This window comes from Magnetospirillum molischianum DSM 120, assembly GCF_000294655.1.
GTDB lineage: Bacteria > Pseudomonadota > Alphaproteobacteria > Rhodospirillales > Magnetospirillaceae > Phaeospirillum > Phaeospirillum molischianum.
The window spans coordinates 75,741-95,374 of sequence record NZ_CAHP01000011.1 but is presented as its reverse complement, the minus strand read 5'-3'; the positions used below and the strand labels follow the sequence as shown (position 1 = coordinate 95,374).

The window sequence follows — 19,634 nt, the reverse complement described above, 5'->3', positions numbered from 1 at the left end:
CGGCTCGGCCGTTCGCCACCGCCCCTTTTGTTCAGGACCGCCATGCAGACCGCCAACGACATCCGCTCTACTTTCCTCGGTTTCTTTGAGAAGAACGGCCATGCGGTCGTGCCGTCGAGTCCGCTGGTTCCGCGCAACGACCCCACCCTGATGTTTACCAATGCCGGGATGGTGCAGTTCAAGAACGTCTTCACCGGGGTCGAGAAGCGCGATTACGTCCGCGCCACCACCGCGCAGAAGTGCGTTCGCGCCGGGGGAAAGCACAACGATCTCGATAATGTCGGCTATACCGCCCGCCACCATACCTTTTTCGAGATGTTGGGCAATTTTTCATTCGGAGACTACTTCAAGGATCACGCGATCGATCTGGCCTGGACTCTGATCACCAAGGAATTCGGCATCCCCGCCGACCGATTGCTGGTCACCGTCTATCATGATGACGACGAAGCGTTCGGCCATTGGAAGAAGATCGCCGGACTGCCTGATTCTCGTATTATTCGTATCCCGACCTCTGACAATTTCTGGGCGATGGGCGACACCGGCCCATGCGGCCCGTGCTCGGAAATCTTCTACGATCACGGCGAGCATATCGCGGGTGGCCCGCCCGGCAGCGCCGATCAAGATGGCGATCGCTTCATCGAAATCTGGAATTTGGTGTTCATGCAGTACGAGCAGGTCGATAAGGCGACCCGCGTGGCACTGCCCAAGCCCAGCATCGACACCGGCATGGGGCTGGAGCGTCTGGCGGCCCTGCTTCAGGGCAAGCACGACAATTACGACGTCGATCTGCTGCGCTCGCTGATCGTGGCGTCGGCAGAGGCGTCGAACACCGACCCGGACGGCCCGTTCCGCATCTCGCATCGGGTTGTCGCCGACCATCTGCGCTCGTCCGCGTTTTTGATCGCGGACGGCGTTCTGCCCTCGAACGAAGGCCGCGGCTATGTCCTGCGTCGCATCATGCGCCGGGCGATGCGCCACGCCCACCTGATGGGGGCGTCCGAGCCGATGTTGTGGAAGCTGGTGCCAGCTTTGACCCGTCAGATGGGCGCGGCCTACCCTGAATTGCTGCGTGCCAACGCTCTGGTCACCGAGACCCTGCGGCTGGAGGAAACCCGCTTCAAGACCACTCTCGACAAGGGGCTGAAGCTGCTGGAAGAGGAAACCCAGCGTCTGGGCGGCGGCACAGAACTGGCGGGTGAGGTTGCCTTCAAGCTGTACGACACTTATGGCTTCCCGCTCGATTTGACCCAGGATGCGCTGAAGGCGAAGGGGATCGGCGTCGATACCGATGGTTTCGCCGTCGCGATGGAGCGCCAGCGCGCTGAGGCCCGCAAGGCTTGGGCCGGTTCGGGTGAGGCGGTGACCGAGGCGTTGTGGTTCGAATTGCGCGAGAAGGTCGGTGCGAGCGAGTTCCTCGGCTATGATTCCGAACAGGCCGAGGGCCAGATCGTTGCCCTGGTCGTCGATGGGCAATCGGTCGAGACCGCGCCGGTCGGTGCCAGTGTCGCGGTGATTGCCAACCAGTCTCCGTTCTATGGCGAATCCGGCGGTCAGGCTGGCGATTCCGGTACCATTACGCTGGCCGGATCGAAGGCGACGATCGCCGTTACCGATACCCAGAAGAAGCTGGGTGATCTGATTGTTCATTTCGGTATCGTCGCGGGTGGTCCAGTCGCGGTTGGAGCCGAAGGCGCGTTCGCGATCGATACCGAACGCCGCGCCGCGACTCGGGGGCACCATTCCGCCACCCACTTGTTGCATGCCGCTCTGCGCGATGCTTTGGGTGAGCATGTCACTCAGAAGGGTAGTCAGGTTGGTCCCGACCGGCTTCGCTTTGACTTCGCCCACACCAAGGCTTTGTCGTTGGAGGAAATCCGCGCCGTTGAGGATGCGGTAAACCGCCAGATTCGCGGCAACGCCTCGGTCACCACCACCCTGATGGGGCAGGAAGAGGCGATCAAGGCCGGTGCGATGGCTTTGTTCGGCGAGAAATACGGTGACGAGGTTCGTGTCGTTGCGATGGGCGGTGGCGAATCCGGCCCGGCCTATTCGGTCGAATTGTGTGGCGGTACCCATGTCCGCCGCACTGGTGATATCGGTGGCTTCAAGCTGGTCGGCGAAAGCGCCGTCGCCGCCGGAGTGCGCCGCATCGAGGCGGTGACTGGCCCGGCATTCCTCGCCTGGGCTCAGGCTCAGGAAGAATTGCTGCACCGTGCGGCCGATGTCCTGCGTGTCGCTCCCGCCGCTTTGCCGTCCCGCATCGCCAGTCTGATCGAGGAGCGGCGCAAGTTCGAACGCGAGTTGGCCGATGTGCGCAAGCAACTCGCCACCGGTGGAAGCCAGGGTGCTGCCACGACCTCAATCGCAGGCATCACCTATGCCGGTCGTGTTCTTGACAGCGTTCCCGCCAAGGATCTGAAGGGGATGGCCGACGAGATCAAGAAGCAGATCGGATCGGGAGTGGTTGCTCTCGCCTCAGCCGCCGATGGCAAAGCATCGCTGGTGGTTGCCGTTACCGATGATTTGACCGCCCGCTTCAGCGCCGTCGATCTGGTCCGTGTCGGGTCGGAAGCGCTGGGCGGCAAGGGTGGCGGCGGCCGTCCCGATATGGCTCAGGCCGGCGGTCCCGATGCTGACAAAGCCCAGGCGGCACTCGACGCGATTGCCGCCGCTCTGGCGGGATAGGGTCGGGCTGTTTTTTATTGCTGGGGGAGGCCATTGGCCTCCCTTACGCGCCTATTCGATGCGGAAACCAATCCGCAGCCCGCCCCAATGGCGTCCTTTGACGAAGATTGGGGCCGAGATGTCCTTCATCATCACAAAGGTGCCGCCGCCCATGTCGCGGCGGTAGGTCTGGAGCAGGAACGGTGCCGTGTTCTGTCCGGCGTGGAGGCCGGTTCGGTCGTTGAACAGACGGCGGTTCCGGCAATTGGCGTTATTCCACACCGGATCGGTGCCCTGGGGCTTCGAGACCTTAAGATTGTGGGTCGGGATATAGCCGTTGCGATCAATGGAAACACAAAAAGCAACGCGGGGATCGAATGCCAGTACCGGTTCCTGTAAAGCGGGCAGCACATCGTCGGTCAGGGCGGTGGCGCGGGTGAGAACCTGTTGCGGGTTCGTATCGGCGACGGGGCGGTAATCCTCGTCGAACAGGTCGTTGAGAGAGATGCGGCCCGAATCGACCGCCGCTTCGAAGGTTTGGGCGACGGCGCGGGCAGTGGTCTGGGCCTGCTCGATGAAGGGGGTGTCGTCGGTGCGAAAGCCTGAACTGGCGATGAACCCCATCAATTCCTCGGAATTGCCGAGCAGCGAGGCGATGCGTTTGTCGGCGCGGCGTAGGCTGTCGCTGGTCAGGGCGATACCCTCGAAGAAACGGTCGATCTCCTCGATCACCACACTGCATTGCGATAGGGAATCGGTGGCCGAGCGCGAGATGTCGCCGACCTTACTATCAACGGTGCCGATTGCCTCGCCGAAGATCGCGACGGCGTGGTTGATGACACCAACCCCGGTCCCGACCGAATCCGCCATCCGAAGGGTGCTGGTCGAGCTTTGAATCAAATCGGTGACAGAGCCGGACAGCTTCTTCACCGTATCATCGATGCCATCGGTAACGTCGGCGGTCTGGCGGGCCAGGGTCTTGACCTCGTTGGCGACGACGGCGAAACCTTTGCCCGCCTCGCCAGCGCGCGCCGCCTCGATCGTCGCGTTCAAAGCCAGCAGATTGGTCTGGCGGGTGATTTTCTGAATGTTGCGCGACATTGAGCTGACATTGCCCAGAGCGCCCTCCAACCCCTCCAGCCGTTCTTCAATCCCTTGGACCGAAGCGACGAGACTTTTAACGCCGGTCAGAGCCTGATCGATCGTTTGGAGCGATTCGCTCGATTCCCGTCCGGCGCGTTCGGTGACGGCGCGGGCTTCGCGCCCGGCGGCGTCAATTGCGCCGATGGTTTCGACCATGGTGTGGGCGATACATTTTAGATGGTCGAACAACTCTTTCTGGTGGGTCACGAAACGGGTTAAGCCGTCCATGGTCCCGGCGATATCGGCAACCTCAAGGCTAAGGGCATCGATCTTGCGCAGGATTTCGGCGGCGAAAAGATCTTTCGCCGGATTATTAGCTCCGTTTTCGGTCCAAGCCTCCGTTGTCATCGCGTCCCCTTCCTATTCGTTGTGTATCCCGACGTCTCTGGCGGACGCTTTGTTGGGTTTTTTGACTTAACGCTATCGCTGCGTCGACCGTCAATCCTTGGGAGCAGGAGAAGGGGGGGGTGTATTTCTTTCGACCGGGTCGCGGCGTCGGTTTTTGTCTGGATTGGAAAAGCGGAACCGCCCGGCCAGGATGCAGCCTTTCATACCGGGATCGCATGGGAGGTTGCCCAATCGCGAACATTGTTCCTGGATTTCGTGGACACAGCCCCAGCCGCTCATCGTTCCGTTTCCTTCGCCACCTGTTCGATCAGTGTCTCGATCTCGGTCAAGGCACGCAGAGCGGCCTCGGCCAGCGGGGAAAAGCTGCTGTGATCGGACAAGTGCAGCAGTAACCTCCGCGATTGGAATAGACTGGGTAAAGACGCGCCGCGCCGCGCCGTATCGATTGTGTCGATGCGGTGACGGGCTCGTGTTGGAATCCGTCGCACCAATCCAAAGCGGCGGCCCGACAGCCCCTTGAATTCCATCACCGAGGCGAGCAACTCGGGCGTTTCTCCCGGCTCCAGCGTTTCGAACAGATATTCGATCAGCTCGATCTCGCCATGTTCAAGGGTCAATGCGGGCGCATTCGGCTTTTGGCCGTTCAAGATGAGATCGGAAATGGCGGTAAGTTGCTGCGACAATGCTTCGCGGAACACGATTGGATCAAGCAAGCGCCATGCCTGGACCGATGCCAGCGGGAAGCGCCCCGTCCGGCCGAAAGAGGATGACAGGTTCAGCGCGACCGCCAGGGCGCCCCGGCTGGTGACGCCGCGCTTGGGCCAGCATGCCCGCAGAAGATCCTGAGCGAAGAAATCGTTGGGAGGTGTCGCCAGCAGAGCCTCCAGCGCATCCTGCCGCTCCGGTATTTCCAGTGTTCCCATTCCATCCGGGGTTGCCGCCTCGATCCGGCGAATCAGCTCGTCACGATCATGAACGCTGCCGGGGACGGCGGCGGGAGAGGATGTCATATTGGACACGGGGACTGGCATCGGAGTTGAGTCCTGCGTCTGCCAGATCGTCTGAACCTGTCGCAAAAGAACTGCGCTCTGTTCGTCGTGAAGTTGGTGTTCCGCCTCATCGTCGCCCATTAGAATGTTGGGTGGCAACTGGGCATGTCCCGTGCGGCGGCGTCCGAACAGCCGCTCCAGCATGCTGGGATGACGGCGGTCGTGCAGCGACTGGTCGTTAACGGTGAGGACCGAGGGGATCGGCGGCGGCGGGTCCGGGAGCGATTCCGGCTTGGCGTCGGGTTCCGGCTCGGGCAGGCCGGCCAGAACCTGGTCGAGCAGAGCGGCGAACGCCTCGGGCGGCCGAACCGTTTCCTCTCCGGTGGCCGTGGAAGCGTTCTGCGGGGGGGCGATGTGTTCCTGCATGGCCTCAGCCTAAGCTAAGGAGACGTTCGACGCTACAACCGATCGGACCCGGACGCGGCCTCGACGGCGCGGGCCAGTGCGCAAAATCCTTCCACCGGAACCGTCTCTGCCCGCTGGGTCGGGTCAAGACCGGCGGCCGCGATCAGCGCTTCAGCGTTTCCCAGCGCTTTCAGGCTTGATCGCAGCATCTTGCGCCGCTGGCCGAATGCCGCCGCGGTAACCCGCTCCATTGTCTCGAACCGGGCCGGTGCCAGTGGGGCGGGGCGGGGGATGATCTCGGCGACCGTCGATGTCACTGTGGGAGGTGGGGTGAAGGCGCGCCGATCGACGTTGAACAGGGGCCTGACCTCGCACAGCCACTGGGTAATCACCGACAATCGCCCATACTGGGACGATCCCGGCGCGGCGGCGAGGCGGTCAACCACCTCTTTTTGGAACATCAGAACCATCCGCTCGAACGCCTCGGCCCGGCGTAGCCAGGCGAGCAGCAAGACGGTTGAGATATTATAGGGCAGATTGGCGACAATCCGGCGCGGCGTTTCCCCCAGGGTCGCCGCATCTATTTCCAGTGCGTCGGCAGCGATGATCTGAAGCCGTCCGGGATAGGCGGCGGCGATTTCATCCTGAATCGCGATGGCGCGGTCATCGCGTTCGATCGCGATCACCTGTCGCGCTCCGGCATCCAGCAAGGCGCGGGTCAGGCCGCCAGGGCCGGGACCGATCTCGATCACCGTACCGACCGAAAGGTCTCCGGCTGCCCTCGCAATCCGTCCGGTCAGATTGAGATCGAATAGAAAGTGCTGACCCAGCGACTTGCGCGCGTCCAGGCCATGGCGGGCGATCACCTCACGCAGGGGGGGGAGATCAGACATGCGAGCGGGCGCGGTTGGCGGCAATCTCTGCGGCGCTCTTAAGGGCGGCGATCAGGCTGTCGGCTCCGGCTCGGCCGCTTCCGGCCAGATCGAAGGCGGTGCCGTGATCGGGGGAGGTTCTCACCACCGGCAGACCCAGGGTGATATTGACTCCACGGTCAAAGCCGATCGTTTTCAGCGGGATCAGAGCCTGATCGTGATACATGCACAGCGCCGCGTCATATCCCCGTCTGGCCCGTTCGTGGAACAGAGTATCGGCGGGCAACGGGCCGATAGCGTCGATCCCGGACTGTCGCAGACGCTCGACGGCTGGGGCGACGATATCGATATCTTCTCGTCCCATCGTTCCCCCCTCACCCGCGTGAGGATTCAGTCCCGCAACGGCCAAGCGGGGCGAGGCGATGCCGAAATCGCGCGTCAGGGCTTGGGCGGTCACGGTTCCAACGGCGACGATCGCCTCGATGCTCAGGGTCGTCACCGCCTGGGCCAGGGCGACATGAATCGAGACCGGAACCACACGTAAACCAGGGCAGGTCAACATCATGACTTCGCGCCCAGCCAGGGGCTTGGCCAGCGCCGCCAGGAACTCGGTGTGGCCGGGATAACGGAACCCGCCCTGATACATCACCTTCTTATGAATCGGGTTGGTGACGATACCCGCGACTTCGCCGCTCAGGGCCAGCCGTACCGCCCGCTCAATCGCGGCGGCGACGGTTACTGCGTTGGCTGAATTGGGGAATCCAGGTTCGACGGGGTGGGGTAATGGCAGCGGCAAGACTGGCAGGGCGTGTGGGAACAGGTCGGTCGCCTCGGAGGCTGAGGCAACGGGGCGCACCGTCACGTCCAGCCCCAGTCGTGCCGCCAGTCGGGTCAATCGCTCGGGATTATCGATCATCACGAAAGGGGGCACGCCTTCGGCGCGGCGGACCCAGGCGGCCAGGGCGATATCGCCGCCGATGCCAGCCGGTTCGCCCATGGTCAGGGCGAGAGGAGGAGATGTGTGTGTCATTGAATCACTTACAGCCGGAAATCGACGAAGGCGGCACGACGCAGGTCGCGGATGTGACGACGCGCCAGCAACTCGACCCGTTCGTCTTCGATCTGGCGGCGTAGCTGACTGCGGCTAGGCAGTCCGGCAGTACCGCCGCCTGAACAAATCATAAAGACGGCCAAGCCATCGGGCGTGTCGATCGGAGCGCTGGCCCGGCCGACCGGAAGCCCATTGATGGCCTTGGCGACCTCTGGCGGCAAGCTGGACGGACGAACATTGTCCAATCGACCGGATTTGGATGAATTGAGTTCATTCGACAAATCTTCAATCGTGTCGCAATCCTTGGCCGTGGCGGTCATTGAGGTGGCCTTGGCCACCATCTGGTCACGCGGCGGTGCCTTGCCCGAGGGGGCGGGGAAAACCAGACGGAACAGGGTCATCATATCGGGTTCGGCGGTGGCGCCGGTGATCCGGCGGTCAACGACAAGAACGATGCTATAGCCGCTGCTGCCCCGGATCAGTCCGCTGACCTGTCCTTTATTCAACTGGCCGACCGGGTCGCGCAAATCGTCGTCGAGCGAGGCTTCGCCAATCCAACCGAGCATGCCGCCATTGGCGGCGCTGCTGCTTTGCGAGAACTGGCGGGCCAGGGCCTGGAACGGCGCGCCGGCCTTGATCTGATCGAGCAGACGTTCGCCCAGACGGCGCGCTTCCTCTTCCTGCACAGGCGTATCGACCGGAAGGACAATCTCAGCCAGCATGTATTCGGGATGCCCGATTTGCTGACGGATGTTTTCCAGGCGTTCGGTGATTTCCTCCTCGCCAACCCTGACGGTGGGTTGGAGCAGACGTCCCACCACCCGCATCCAGGCGATATCGGCGCGGATTTGTTCGCGCACGGCATCGGTATCGACGCCGGCATTGCCCAATTGGGCGAGCAATTCGCCGGGCTTCATCCGGTTCTGACGTTCGATCGAGGCGATGGCGCGGTTTAATTCCTCTGAACTGACTTGGATTTTGACGCGGGCCGCCTCTTGCATCTGAAGGTGCTCGTCGATCATCTTGCGCATCACCTGGGGCAACAGGCGGCGGCGATTCTCTAACGAATCAGGCAGATTCGAAACCACCAGAGCCAGCCTGACCCGTGCGTCGAGATCACGAATTGAAATGATGTCGTCATTGACCACGGCGGCAATGCGATCGACCTCTTCGGCCGCTGTCGGCGTGACCGCCGACAGCATCAGCCCGGCGATGACCAGGGCGATGAAACGAGCAAGTACCATTCCTGCGATCCCCTTTGACATCGTTTGCCGTGACCGTCCGCTCATCAGAACAGACTGGTCGAGGCTTCCCCCAGGGTCTTTAACACGACGGTCATCATCGCATCGTATCCTGAATAAACATCCTGCTGTGTACTAAAGTATCGGTTGAAGCTGAAAATCAAAGCAAAGCATTCATCGTTATAACCGATCTTTGATCCAACGCTAAGGATGCCACCGTCTTTTTCAAGATCTTCTTTTACGTTGAAATTCGATGTCCAATACTGGCTTGCTTGGCTCGAAACTCCATAGTTCACGTATTGGCGGCGGGTGTAGACGATCCCGTTCTCCGTGCTGCTGGGGGAGAGGAACCCGTAGGTGACCCACCCCTGGAGTGCGCGCGGTCCGACGCCGAGCGTTGCTTCGTTGCGATTGATCTTGAGGGTATCTTTGTCGAGTCGAATGCGATCGGTGAGGGAGATCATCCCTACCGGCACGATTTCCACCCGGCCAAGGTAGTCCGAGAACGAATCGGTAAAGCCGCTTCCGGCCCGGAAGGTGTCGTCGGTATGCTGGCGCCAGCCCTGCGCCACCTGAAGTCCGACCTTGCCCCCGATTTGGGGATAGGCGGTCCAGCGCAGGCCATAGCCACCGCGTAGGCCGCCTTCAACCCGATCGAGGCCGACCAGTCGGTTGGGGCGCAGCACGTTGGTCTCGTCCAACTCGAAATCGATCGAATCCTCGTTGGGGATGCGGTTGCTGTTGCCGCCGACCGGACTGATCGCGAGCATTCCGACCGGCTCGATCACTTGACTGATCGTCTTGCCGGTTCGGCTGAACGGATAACGCCATTGTATCGATGCGTCGGGAAGAGCTCGTCCGGTCGTATCGCTGCCGCCAGATGAAAGGTTATCGGCGTTATAGGCATCGCCGCGCAGGCCAGTCGTCAAGGTAAAGACCTGTCCGTCCGGGGTAATTACGGGCAAGCTCCAGGCGGTACGCTGCGACAGGCGTTGCGCTTCGGTCCCGTGCGTGCGGGTGTAGACCAGCATGTCGCTGTCAACGGTCCAGTAGCTTCCGTTCCATCCGGGTTGGCTGACCAGACTATGGGAGATGTGCGGCAGTACGACCGTGGCCTTGTTGCCGTCGTTGATCACCTGCGGCCCCTGGAACGACATCGTTTCTGCCAGGGCATAACTGCGGCGGCCGAACCCTTCGACATAGGGGGAGGTCAGCAGCCACGGACGATCATTGTCCATCCGGACTTTATACAGGTTCCGGTAGTTCTGGTCGGACTGATACTGGACCTGCCATCCGGCCCGCCAGGTTTCGTCCAGGTCGAACAACCCTTTGGCATCGATGTGACCGCGCGGGTCGCCGGTATTGCGGTCGGCGGTGATGCTGGCTCGCGTCCGCGATTCGCCGCTGACGCCACGCCAGCGGTGTTCGGCCGAAAGCTGAAGCTGCTGCATCGCGCTCGACGCGATGTCGTTGATGTCGGATCCCTTGGCCTTTTCCAGCAGGAAGCGCGGCGTTAGGGTCAGATCCTCGTTCTCCGACATCACGAAGAAATAGGGCAATGAGAGGGATGGCCCCAGCGTGCTGTTCGTGCTGGGGCTGGGGGTGAGGAAGCCCGACTTGCGCCGCACCGTCGGGTCTGGATGCGACAAATAGGGCGTATAAGCGACCGGAATACCAGCCAGCTCGATCCAGGCGTCGCGATATTCGATTTGGGCTTCGGCCTGATTGTGGGTGATCCGATCGGCCTTGGCCTGCCACAGCGGGGTCCGCTCGGGATGTTTCCGGCAAGGTTCGCATGCGGTGTAGATGGCGTCGTGGAGATCGGTACGGTCGCCGCCGCTCCGCCGTGCCGTTTGCGCCGACATCTGCGAATCGTCCGATAGGAGGACTCGGATATCACGGGCGACGCCGTTCTTCATGTCGCCGGTCAGTTCGAAGTAATCGGCGTTAGTCACTTCGCCGGTTGGTTCGGTCAGAACCACATGGCCTGACGCGCCCATCAGATCTTGCTTCAGATTGTAGGTCAGGGTGTCGGCGGTGATGGTGCGGTTATTTTGGATCAGCTCGACTCTGCCGCGCGCGGTAACGATATCGTACTCGCGGTCGTAGATGATCTGGTCGGCTTCCAGGTTCACCGGAGGGTTGGCCCCGGCTTCGCGCTCGTCGGCCTTGATCACCGGTTTAGGAAGGATACGCGGCGGGCGTCGCACCGTGGACACGGACGGCATTGGCGGCTCGGCGGCGATCGTTGCCGCTGGAGCGGAAACCGATTCGGGTGGAGTCTCTGGTGTCGCCGCAATCGGTGCCGACGCTGGAATCGGTGCGGGCGTCGCAATCGGCATCGACTCGGCAGGAACGGACACGACCGGGGAGGGCACCGTCTCGGTTCTCGGTGTGACGACAGTTTCGCTTGCGTCCCAAGCCTGTCCCCACGAGCCAACTTCGGAATAAGAACTCTTATGCCTGTTCGATGTGTCGGCAGGAGCTTGGGTGGTGGGAGGCGGTACTTCGCTCTGGCGGGCCGGGGGTGGCCCCATCGGCATCGGGTCGTTGTCCCCCCAAGCCTGCCCCCACGAGCCGACCTCGGTATAAGTCTGGGTAGACGACGGATCGGCATAGGCGACACCAGCCACCGCCGTCGAGGAGGCGAGGAGGGTTAACAACAGTTTGGGGCGCGGAACAGTCACGAAGATCTCTGCCGGAGTCAGGCGGAATTGGCGGCGTGGGCGGGGCGGCGATGGCGCGGCCAAGGTGGTCGGACCAGAACCCACGATCCCAGAGCGATCGGCAGCAATACCACAATATAGATGGCCGGGGTGAAGATGAGATTGCCGGTAGCGAGGTTGATCGCCCCCAGCGCTGCCGCTTGGACCGCGATCATCAGGGCAATGGCCGTCAGGATTGGCCGGATCTGCCCCCGACGGTCGAAGCCCGAGGTCAGCAATACGGAGGCGGCAATCAGAGCGAAACCCAGCGGGTAGAGTGGCGATGTCAGCCGTGAATGCAGCTCAACCCGGAAGCGACGGTATTCGTTGGTCCCGATTTCGCTCTCATCAATGCTGAACAATTCGCCCATGCCGCGTTCGCGCGCATCGCGGAACCGGTCGCCCTTGGCCCCGGAGGCAGACGCGAAATCAACGGTGTAGCTGTCGAAGTGCAACAATGATAAGCGGCCGGTTCCCGACGGAGCTTCCTGTCGGTTACCGTTGATCATCAGGACCCGAGGGCCATTTTCCGTCATCACCAACGCGCCCCGTTCGGCCATCATTGTCACGGCGTGGCGCGGGTTGCGGGTATCATGGACCAGGATTCCCGATAATTCGCCGGAAGCAGAGCGGGCGCGGACATAGATTGTCAGTCCGTCGCCGAACTTGTTGAAGGCCCCTTCCTGCAACAGCACGGTGCCGATGTCGTTACGGATCGTCCACTGCATCTCGTGGAAGTCGCGGACTGTCAGCGGGATCAGCCAGCAGGTCAGCAGATAGCCGATGACGGTGACGAACCCGGCCAGAAACAGGGCCGGGCGTGCCAACGCGACATGACTGAGCCCGGCGGCTCGCAAGACCACCAACTCCCGGTCGGCGATCAGCCGGTTATAGGTGAACAGCACCACCGCGAACAGGGCGACGGGGACGATTACCACCAGGAAACCGGGCATCAATAATAAGGTTAGCTTCAAGAAGGTGAAGACCGACAGCCCTTTGTTGACGATCATCTCGATGAAGCGTAGCGACTGCGTGAGCCATAGGATGCACGCCAGCGCAATGGAGACGAATAGCATCCCCACCACCAATTGGCGCAGCACGTAGCGTGTAATTCCCGACATCGCGGGGGATTATAGACATCCCCCGCGATGTCGAACAGCGAAACTGTTCGGTTTCGGGAACGTTGACCTTCAGCCTATATCGACGTCCTTTCGAAAGAGCGGTTCAGCGCTGAAGCTCAACGATTAGAACCCATCGACGGCCAGGGCCATCACACTATCGGCTCCGGCGGTGACCATGACACTCAGTCCAGCGGTCTGAGGCAGAATCTGGTCAGCGTAGAAGCGCGCGGTCGTGATCTTGGCCATCAGGAACGGATCGTCGGATGCGGAGGCGAGCTGGCGCTGCGCCGCCAGAGCCATCCGTGCCGTCATCCAGCCGCCCGCAGTAAAGGCGACCAGATTGAGGAACGGCGAGGCCACCGCTCCAGCCAGATTGGGGTCCTCGCTTTGATGGGCCAGAATCCATGCGACCGTTTCGGCGCAACGGGTGGTTGCCGCCGCCAGTTCCGACCGGAGCCGGGCCAGAGCTTCGCCGCCGACCTCGGCCAGTTCGGCCTCGGTCTGGCGGATCTGGGTCAACAGGGCTTGCATCGCTTCGCCCCGGTCGCGGATCAGCTTGCGTCCGATCAGGTCGAGCGCCTGGATGCCGTTGGTGCCTTCGTAGATCGGTGCGATTCGGGCATCGCGCAGATGCTGGGCCACTCCGGTTTCCTCGACAAAGCCCATGCCGCCGAACACCTGGACCGCCATGTCAGCGATCTGGACGCCATTGGCGGTGCCCCAGGACTTGACCACGGGAATCAGCAGATCGACCAAAGCATGGGCCGCAGCGCGTTCGGCCTTGTCGGGCGAGCGGCGGGAGAGATCGATTTGGGCCGCAGTGAAGTAAGTCAGGGCCCGGCCCGCCTCGACCAGGGCACGCTGGGTCATCAGCATCCGCCGGACGTCGGGATGGTGGATGATCGGACCGGGAGCATCGCGGCCGGGGGCGATCCCCTGGATGCGCTCGCGGGCATAGGCGACCGCCTTCTGGGTGGCGCGTTCGGCGATCGCAACGCCTTGTAGCCCAACGGCAAGGCGGGCGTTGTTCATCATCGTGAACATCAGGGCCAGACCCTGGTTTTCCCGTCCAACCAAGGTTCCGATCGCGCCTTCATCTTCGCCGAATGCCATCACGCAGGTCGGGCTGCCGTTGATTCCCATCTTGTGTTCGAGCTTGATGCACGAAACGTCGTTGCGTTTGCCCAGGCTGCCATCGGGATTGACCAGGAATTTCGGCACGACGAACAGCGATATCCCCTTGGCGCCGGGGGGGGCATCGGGCAGGCGGGCCAGCACCAGATGGATGATGTTCTCGGCGGCGTCGTGCTCACCGGCGGTAATAAAGATTTTCTGGCCGGTGATGCGGTAACGGTCGCCGTCGCGCACGGCGCGGGTGCGCAAAGCGCCGACGTCCGACCCGGCACCGGGTTCCGTGAGGTTCATCGTGCCGGTCCAAGCGCCGCTGACCAATTGCGGCAGCAGCAGGGCTTTCTGGTCCGCTGTGCCGTGAACCGACAGCAGTTCGACCGCGCCCTGGGTCAGCATCGGGATCAGCCCGAACGACATGTTGGCGGCATGCCAGATTTCCTGCACCGCCGTCGCCACCAGCCACGGCAGACCCTGGCCGCCGAATTCGGGTTCGAACGGTACCGCGTTCCAGCCGCTCTCGACGAAGCGGCGATAGGCGTCAACGAAGCCGGTGGGCAGCTTGACCTTCTCGCCTTCGAGTTCGCATCCCTCGCGGTCGCCGACCGGGTTCAGCGGCGCCAGGACGCCAGCACCGAAACGGCCTGCTTCCTCTAGAACGGCGCCGACCAGATCGGGCGTCGCCTCTTCATAGCCGGGCAGAGCGGAAATACGGTCCAGCGCGCCGATCTCGTTAATGACGAAGGCCATATCGCGAACCGGCGGGGTGAAGGTGGGCATGAAGGTCTTCCTGCTTTCGGTTATTCGTTACGATAAGATTGGCCGTAAAAAGGGCCGCTGCGTCAAGAGGAACAACGGAATAGGCGTATGCGACGAGGGAGGTAAGACAGAGGGTGGAAACGGAAAAGGGGGCGGAAATGATTCCGCCCCCTTTCCATCCCTGGTCCGACACTGGGTGCCGGGCAGCCTATTTCCGTCCACTCTTCACTTCGGCCAGCGGCAGGGCGACATACCGCAATTGCTGCGGGTTCTCGACCCGGAGCAACAACGAGCGGCTGCCTGCCTTGCGTCCGTCCTCGACCGCTTTGGCCAGATCCTGCGGGATGCGGACCGGCTTATGGTCGGCCTCGATGATCATGTCGCCGGGGCGCAATCCCTTCTCGGAAGCAGGGCTGTCGCCGCGGACGTCGGTGACGACGATCCCGGTGGATTCCTCATCCAGCCCGAACCGTTCGCGCAGCGCGGGGGTCACCGGCGATACCGTCAAGCCGGTGCCTGCGATGAGCTGGCTGCCTTCCTTGAGTTGGGACGGCTTCTGGTTGTCGCCTTTGGTCCGGGCCAGCTTCTCGGCTGGATCCTCGGGCATTTCGCCGACGGTGCCATTCAGGGTCAGCTTCTTGCCGTCGCGCCAGACGACGATTTCGACCTTCTTGCCGATCGGGGTGCTGGCAACGTGACGGGGCAAGCGGCGCATCTCGGAGATGTCCTTGCCGTCGAAGCGAAGCACGACGTCGCCATTCTTCAGACCGGCCTTCTGGCCTGGGCCGTTAGCATCGATCGAGGCGATCAGCGCCCCGTGTGAGTCGGGAAGCCCCATCGTTTCGGCCATATCGGCGTCGAGAGACTGAATTCGCACGCCCAGCCAGCCGCGCCGGACCTTGCCGGACTTGCGCAGGTCGTCGATCACCGGCATGGCCAATGCGGACGGGATGGCGAAGCCGATTCCGATCGAGCCACCCGACGGCGAGATGATCGCCGAGTTGATACCGATCACCTCACCCTTCATGTTGAACATCGGGCCACCGGAATTGCCGCGATTGATCGGGGCGTCGGTTTGGATGAAATCATCATAGGGGCCGGCGTTGATGTCGCGGGCGCGTGCCGAGACGATGCCGGCGGTGACCGTGCCGCCAAAGCCGAACGGATTACCGATCGCCAGAACCCAATCCCCGACTCGTGCCTCGTCGGAATTTCCGAAGATGGCGGCGGTCAGCGGCTTTTTGCCAGGATCGATCTTCAGCAGGGCAAGATCGACCTTAGGGTCGCGACCGACAACGGTGGCCTGGAATACGCTGTCGTCATGCAGCTTGACGCTGATCTCGTCGGCGTCGGCGATGACGTGGTTGTTGGTGACGATATAGCCAGCCGTATCGATGATAAAGCCGGACCCCAACGAGTTGGCCCGTCGCGGCGGGGCATCGGCCTGACCGCCCTGCCCACCGCCCTGTTGCCGCTCCATGAAGTCGCGGAAGAATTCCTCCAGCGGCGAACCGGGCGGGAATTGGGGCATTTCCATGCCGCCATGCGGGTTTCGGACGGTCTGGGTGGTCGAGATGTTGACCACGCTGGGCAAGAGCTTTTCCGCCAGATTGGCGAAGCTTTCCGGAGCGGCCTCTGCTGGTGCGGCGACGGGGATGAGCAAAACGAACAGCCCGAGAACCGCCGCGACCAGCGACAGCGGGGCTCCGGCGGTGGCGATGCCGCCGTTAGCCGGATCGTGTTTCTTATGAACGAACACTGATCGAAACCCTCCTGTTGAGACTGGATCGGCGGGCGAGAGCTAGAGCGATCTTCGGTAAAATCCGATCGCTCTAGACTCGCCTGTCTCTCGCCGGGTGGAGCCTCCGGCTCCTCAGTTATACTCTAACGCCGTCCGCTCGGTCCGCTGTTCATCACCCGCAAGAACTCGTTGTCAGGCGACAGAACCAGCGTGGTATTGCCGTCGGCAAGAGCCTCCCGGTACGCCTGAAGCGACCGGTAAAGGGCGAAGAATTGCGGATCTTTGCTGAACGCCTCGGCGAAAATACGGTTCGCCTCGGCATCGCCCTGACCGCGTTCGATCTGAGCCTGACGCTGCGCTTCGGCCAGAAGGACGGTTCTCTCGCGATCGGCGCGGGCGCGGATCTGCTGGCCCCATTCATAGCCCTGAGCGCGGGCTTCCTTGGCCTGACGTTCGCGTTCGGACTTCATGCGGTCATAGATCGACTGACTGGTTTCTTCCGGCAGATCGGCGCGACGCAGACGGACATCGACGATCTGAAGCCCGAGTTCCTGATCCGCCCGTTCGGCGACTTCGTGCTGAATCTGGCTCATGATGTTGGCGCGTTCGTCCGACAACAGCGATTGCAGCATCACCTGACCCATCACCCGGCGCATCGCCGACGAGACGATCTGAGCCAACTGGGCGCGGGCCTGAACCTCGGTGCGAACCGACTGATAGAACTTCAGCGGATCGGCGATACGGAAGCGGGTGAAGGTATCGACGACGATACGCTTCTGGTCGCCCAGGATGATCTGCTCGTCGGGCGGATCGAGCGACAGCAGGCGGTTGTCATAGCGAACAACGTCTTCGATGAACGGAATCTTGGCGTGAAGGCCCGGTTCCTTGATGGTGGCGCGGTGGGCGCCCAGGCGCAGAACCAGAGCCTGTTCGGCCTGATTGACGACGAACAGAGAGGACCCGGCCGCGATCAGGACAACGATCCCGGCGATGAGGGCGATCGGCAGAGCCCGGTTCATTTCGCGCCTCCGGCGGTCTTCTTGATTTCAGGCAGAGGCAGGTAAGGCAGAACCCCCTGCGATCCTTTCGACGACGGATCGATGATGATCCGGTTCGACTTCTTCACGACTTCTTCCATCGTTTCGATGTAGAGGCGGCGGGCGGTGACGTCCTCGGCCTGCTTGTAGGCGCTCAGAACCGACAGGAAGCGCTTGGCGTCACCCTGGGCCAGATTGACGACCTGCTCGCGGTACGCTTGCGATTCCTGGACCAGCCGTTCGGCCTCGCCGCGGGCGCGGGGGATAATATCGTTGCGATACGCTTCGGCCTCGTTGCGGGCGCGTTCCTGGTCGGCGCGGGCGCGCTGGACGTCGTTGAAGGCGTCGATGACCGCACCCGGCGGATCGACCTTCTGCAACTGGACCTGCTGGATGTGGATACCGGCACCATAGGCGTCGAGCAGCCGCTGCAATTCCTCCTGCGCCTGGATTGCGATCAGCTCGCGCTTGTCGGACAGGGCGGCCTGGATCGGATTGCGGCCGATCACTTCGCGCAGGCTGCTTTCCGCCGCCACCTTGACCGTCATCTCGGGGTCACGGACGTTGAACAGGAACTTGCCCGCATCCTTGATCCGCCAGAATACCGCCGCGTCGGCCTCGACGATGTTTTCGTCGCCGGTTAGCATCCGGCTTTCCTCGGGCACGTTGCGGGCAATGGCATTGCGTTCGATGCGGGTTTCACCGCCCGAGCGATAGCCCAACTGCAACTGGTTGACCTTGGTCACCTTGGGGAGCAGTACCGCCTCGATCGGATAGGGCAGGCGATAATGCAGCCCCGGTTCGGTGGTATCGACCCACTTGCCGAAGCGCATGACCACGCCCTGTTCGTCCGGGCTGACCTTATAGATGCCGGTGGCACCCCAGGCGGCAATTGCCGCCGCGACCGCCAGCGCCACAACACCGCGACCGCCGAAATTATTGCCCGGCATCGCCCGACGCAGCATTTCTTGGCCACGGCGGATAAAATCTTCGATATCGGGACCCGGATTGCCGCCAGAAGGACCGCCGGGCCGCCCCCAAGGGCCGCCGCCGCCGCCATTTCCGCCGCCGCCGCCCCAAGGGCCGCCATCGCCGCCGCGCGGATTCCAAGCCATTAATTGTCCCCTTGTCGCTGTCCCTGACCTTACGGAAAACCGGTTCCGCCTTCGGAAGATAAGGGAGCTTTGCTCTGTGCGCAACGCGAGGGCATGCGCTTTTTCCCGTTATGGCTCTTCGACCCCCTTGTGGACGAGGGCTTTGCAAAGAGTTCGGCGGGTGCCATATCTGGGCGACGGGGGCCGCCGCCGCCGTTCTTTTCCGCCCGGCTGCCGGGCGTCACGTCAGCCGGGGGAGCCATGGCCGAGGTTACCGAACAGCAGATTATCGATGTATTGCGTGGGCTTGCCGATCCCGATGGCGGTGGTGACATCGTTGCGCGCGGTCGTGTCGCCGGCCTGTCGGTTCGCGATGGCCGGGTTACTTTTGCCCTGTCCGTTGTGCCGGAACAGGCCCAGGCGCTGGAGCCGTTGCGTGCCGCTGCCGAGGCTGCGGTGCGGGCTTTTCCGGGGGTTGTTTCGGTCGCGGCGGTGCTGACCGCCGAACGTCAACCCGCTTCTCCTGCGGCTCCCGCTGCTCCGGCCAAGCTGCTGTCGGGTGTCCGGGCGGTAATCGCAGTCGCTTCGGGCAAGGGAGGAGTCGGCAAATCGACCACCGCTGTCAATCTGGCGTTAAGTTTTGCTGCGATGGGCTTGTCGGTCGGGCTGTTCGACGCCGATGTGTTCGGCCCGTCTTTGCCGCGCATGCTGGGGATCGATGCGAAGCCCGAAAGCCCCGATGGAAAGATCATGCAGCCGATCCGGCGCTTTGGGCTGGAATGCATGTCGATCGGCTTTCTGGTGCCCGAGGATTCGCCGGTTGTATGGCGCGGCCCGATGGTTGCCGGGGCGTTGGAGCAATTGATGCGCGACGTTGCTTGGGGGCCGCTTGATGTGATGGTCGTCGATATGCCGCCCGGCACCGGCGACACTCAATTGACGATCACCCAGCGGGTGGCCCTGGCCGGGGCGGTGATCGTTTCGACTCCCCAGGATATCGCCCTGATCGATGCCGCCAAGGGACTGGCGATGTTCCGCAAGGTCGGGGTGCCGGTATTGGGGATCGTCGAGAACATGAGCTATTATCTCTGCCCGAATTGCGGCGACGAGGCTCATCTGTTCGGCCATGGCGGCGCTCGTGCCGAAGCAGAGCGGTTCGGTGTCGATTTCCTGGGCGAACTGCCGCTCGACATCGCGATCCGTCAGGGCGGTGACGAAGGGCAGCCGATCGTTCTGGCTCGTCCCGATGGTCCCCATGCCCGCGCCTATCGCGCCATTGCCGAAAAGGTCTGGGCGACGGTGGGGCGTTAGACGCAAGCGGTGCGTCGCTGGTGAT

The 19,634-nt window shown here is 62.5% G+C and carries 13 protein-coding genes; 2 read left to right on the top strand and 11 right to left on the bottom strand.

The genetic code is table 11. The annotated features are described in order from the left end of the window. Positions 1-42 precede the first annotated feature (42 nt). Positions 43-2,685, top strand: a complete 2,643-nt coding sequence (gene alaS, locus PHAMO_RS03300) for an alanine--tRNA ligase (RefSeq protein WP_002726436.1) — start codon at positions 43-45, stop codon at positions 2,683-2,685. A gap of 51 nt (positions 2,686-2,736) precedes the next feature. Here alaS and PHAMO_RS03295 read toward each other — a convergent pair whose 3' ends face one another. The 11 genes from PHAMO_RS03295 to hflK all read right to left on the bottom strand — a co-directional run bounded on the left by PHAMO_RS03295 (position 2,737) and on the right by hflK (position 18,319). After that, positions 2,737-4,155: a methyl-accepting chemotaxis protein gene (locus PHAMO_RS03295; protein ID WP_002726434.1), complete on the bottom strand. Its 1,419-nt coding sequence runs from the start codon at positions 4,153-4,155 to the stop codon at positions 2,737-2,739. Positions 4,156-4,430: 275 nt separating this feature from the next. Next, the gene (locus PHAMO_RS18300; RefSeq protein WP_002726425.1) at positions 4,431-5,570 is read right to left on the bottom strand and encodes a hypothetical protein; all 1,140 of its coding nucleotides are present in this window, start codon (positions 5,568-5,570) and stop codon (positions 4,431-4,433) included. A gap of 32 nt (positions 5,571-5,602) precedes the next feature. Next, positions 5,603-6,442: a 16S rRNA (adenine(1518)-N(6)/adenine(1519)-N(6))-dimethyltransferase RsmA gene (gene rsmA, locus PHAMO_RS03285; protein WP_002726423.1), complete on the bottom strand. Its 840-nt coding sequence runs from the start codon at positions 6,440-6,442 to the stop codon at positions 5,603-5,605. Further along, positions 6,435-7,451: a 4-hydroxythreonine-4-phosphate dehydrogenase PdxA gene (gene pdxA / locus PHAMO_RS03280; RefSeq protein ID WP_002726421.1), complete on the bottom strand. Its 1,017-nt coding sequence runs from the start codon at positions 7,449-7,451 to the stop codon at positions 6,435-6,437. The genes rsmA and pdxA overlap by 8 nt, the downstream gene beginning before the upstream one ends. 8 nt (positions 7,452-7,459) lie before the next feature. Next, positions 7,460-8,737: a peptidylprolyl isomerase gene (locus PHAMO_RS03275; protein ID WP_081504446.1), complete on the bottom strand. Its 1,278-nt coding sequence runs from the start codon at positions 8,735-8,737 to the stop codon at positions 7,460-7,462. A 23-nt stretch (positions 8,738-8,760) separates the two neighbouring features. Next, on the bottom strand, positions 8,761-11,484 hold the full coding sequence (gene lptD, locus PHAMO_RS03270) for an LPS assembly protein LptD (RefSeq protein WP_235720779.1): 2,724 nt from the start codon (positions 11,482-11,484) through the stop codon (positions 8,761-8,763). Then, positions 11,418-12,539, bottom strand: coding sequence for an LPS export ABC transporter permease LptF (gene lptF / locus PHAMO_RS03265; RefSeq protein WP_002726415.1), 1,122 nt, complete (start codon positions 12,537-12,539; stop codon positions 11,418-11,420). The genes lptD and lptF overlap by 67 nt, the downstream gene beginning before the upstream one ends. A gap of 123 nt (positions 12,540-12,662) precedes the next feature. Then, on the bottom strand, positions 12,663-14,447 hold the full coding sequence (locus tag PHAMO_RS03260; RefSeq protein WP_002726413.1) for an acyl-CoA dehydrogenase: 1,785 nt from the start codon (positions 14,445-14,447) through the stop codon (positions 12,663-12,665). A gap of 187 nt (positions 14,448-14,634) precedes the next feature. Next, positions 14,635-16,185 (bottom strand): DegQ family serine endoprotease, encoded by a 1,551-nt coding sequence (locus PHAMO_RS03255; protein ID WP_002726409.1) that lies wholly within the window; start codon positions 16,183-16,185, stop codon positions 14,635-14,637. A 125-nt stretch (positions 16,186-16,310) separates the two neighbouring features. Beyond that, on the bottom strand, positions 16,311-17,186 hold the full coding sequence (hflC, locus tag PHAMO_RS03250) for a protease modulator HflC (RefSeq protein ID WP_002726407.1): 876 nt from the start codon (positions 17,184-17,186) through the stop codon (positions 16,311-16,313). Further along, positions 17,183-18,319: an FtsH protease activity modulator HflK gene (gene hflK / locus PHAMO_RS03245; protein WP_002726405.1), complete on the bottom strand. Its 1,137-nt coding sequence runs from the start codon at positions 18,317-18,319 to the stop codon at positions 17,183-17,185. The genes hflC and hflK overlap by 4 nt, the downstream gene beginning before the upstream one ends. Positions 18,320-18,559: 240 nt before the next feature. Here hflK and PHAMO_RS03240 point away from each other — a divergent pair, with 240 nt between their 5' ends. Beyond that, entirely contained in the window at positions 18,560-19,609 is a 1,050-nt protein-coding gene (locus tag PHAMO_RS03240; RefSeq protein WP_040566122.1) for an Mrp/NBP35 family ATP-binding protein, read from the top strand. The last annotated feature ends 25 nt before the right edge of the window (positions 19,610-19,634 follow it).

Excerpts from the sequence above, each read along its gene's own strand:
- alaS (WP_002726436.1), top strand. The coding sequence starts at position 43 with ATGCAGACCGCCAACGACATCCGCTCTACTTTCCTCGGTTTCTTTGAG.
- PHAMO_RS03295 (WP_002726434.1), bottom strand. The coding sequence starts at position 4,155 with ATGACAACGGAGGCTTGGACCGAAAACGGAGCTAATAATCCGGCGAAA.
- PHAMO_RS18300 (WP_002726425.1), bottom strand. The coding sequence starts at position 5,570 with ATGCAGGAACACATCGCCCCCCCGCAGAACGCTTCCACGGCCACCGGA.
- rsmA (WP_002726423.1), bottom strand. The coding sequence starts at position 6,442 with ATGTCTGATCTCCCCCCCCTGCGTGAGGTGATCGCCCGCCATGGCCTG.
- pdxA (WP_002726421.1), bottom strand. The coding sequence starts at position 7,451 with ATGACACACACATCTCCTCCTCTCGCCCTGACCATGGGCGAACCGGCT.
- PHAMO_RS03275 (WP_081504446.1), bottom strand. The coding sequence starts at position 8,737 with ATGTCAAAGGGGATCGCAGGAATGGTACTTGCTCGTTTCATCGCCCTG.
- lptF (WP_002726415.1), bottom strand. The coding sequence starts at position 12,539 with ATGTCGGGAATTACACGCTACGTGCTGCGCCAATTGGTGGTGGGGATG.
- PHAMO_RS03260 (WP_002726413.1), bottom strand. The coding sequence starts at position 14,447 with ATGCCCACCTTCACCCCGCCGGTTCGCGATATGGCCTTCGTCATTAAC.
- hflC (WP_002726407.1), bottom strand. The coding sequence starts at position 17,186 with ATGAACCGGGCTCTGCCGATCGCCCTCATCGCCGGGATCGTTGTCCTG.
- hflK (WP_002726405.1), bottom strand. The coding sequence starts at position 18,319 with ATGGCTTGGAATCCGCGCGGCGGCGATGGCGGCCCTTGGGGCGGCGGC.
- PHAMO_RS03240 (WP_040566122.1), top strand. The coding sequence starts at position 18,560 with ATGGCCGAGGTTACCGAACAGCAGATTATCGATGTATTGCGTGGGCTT.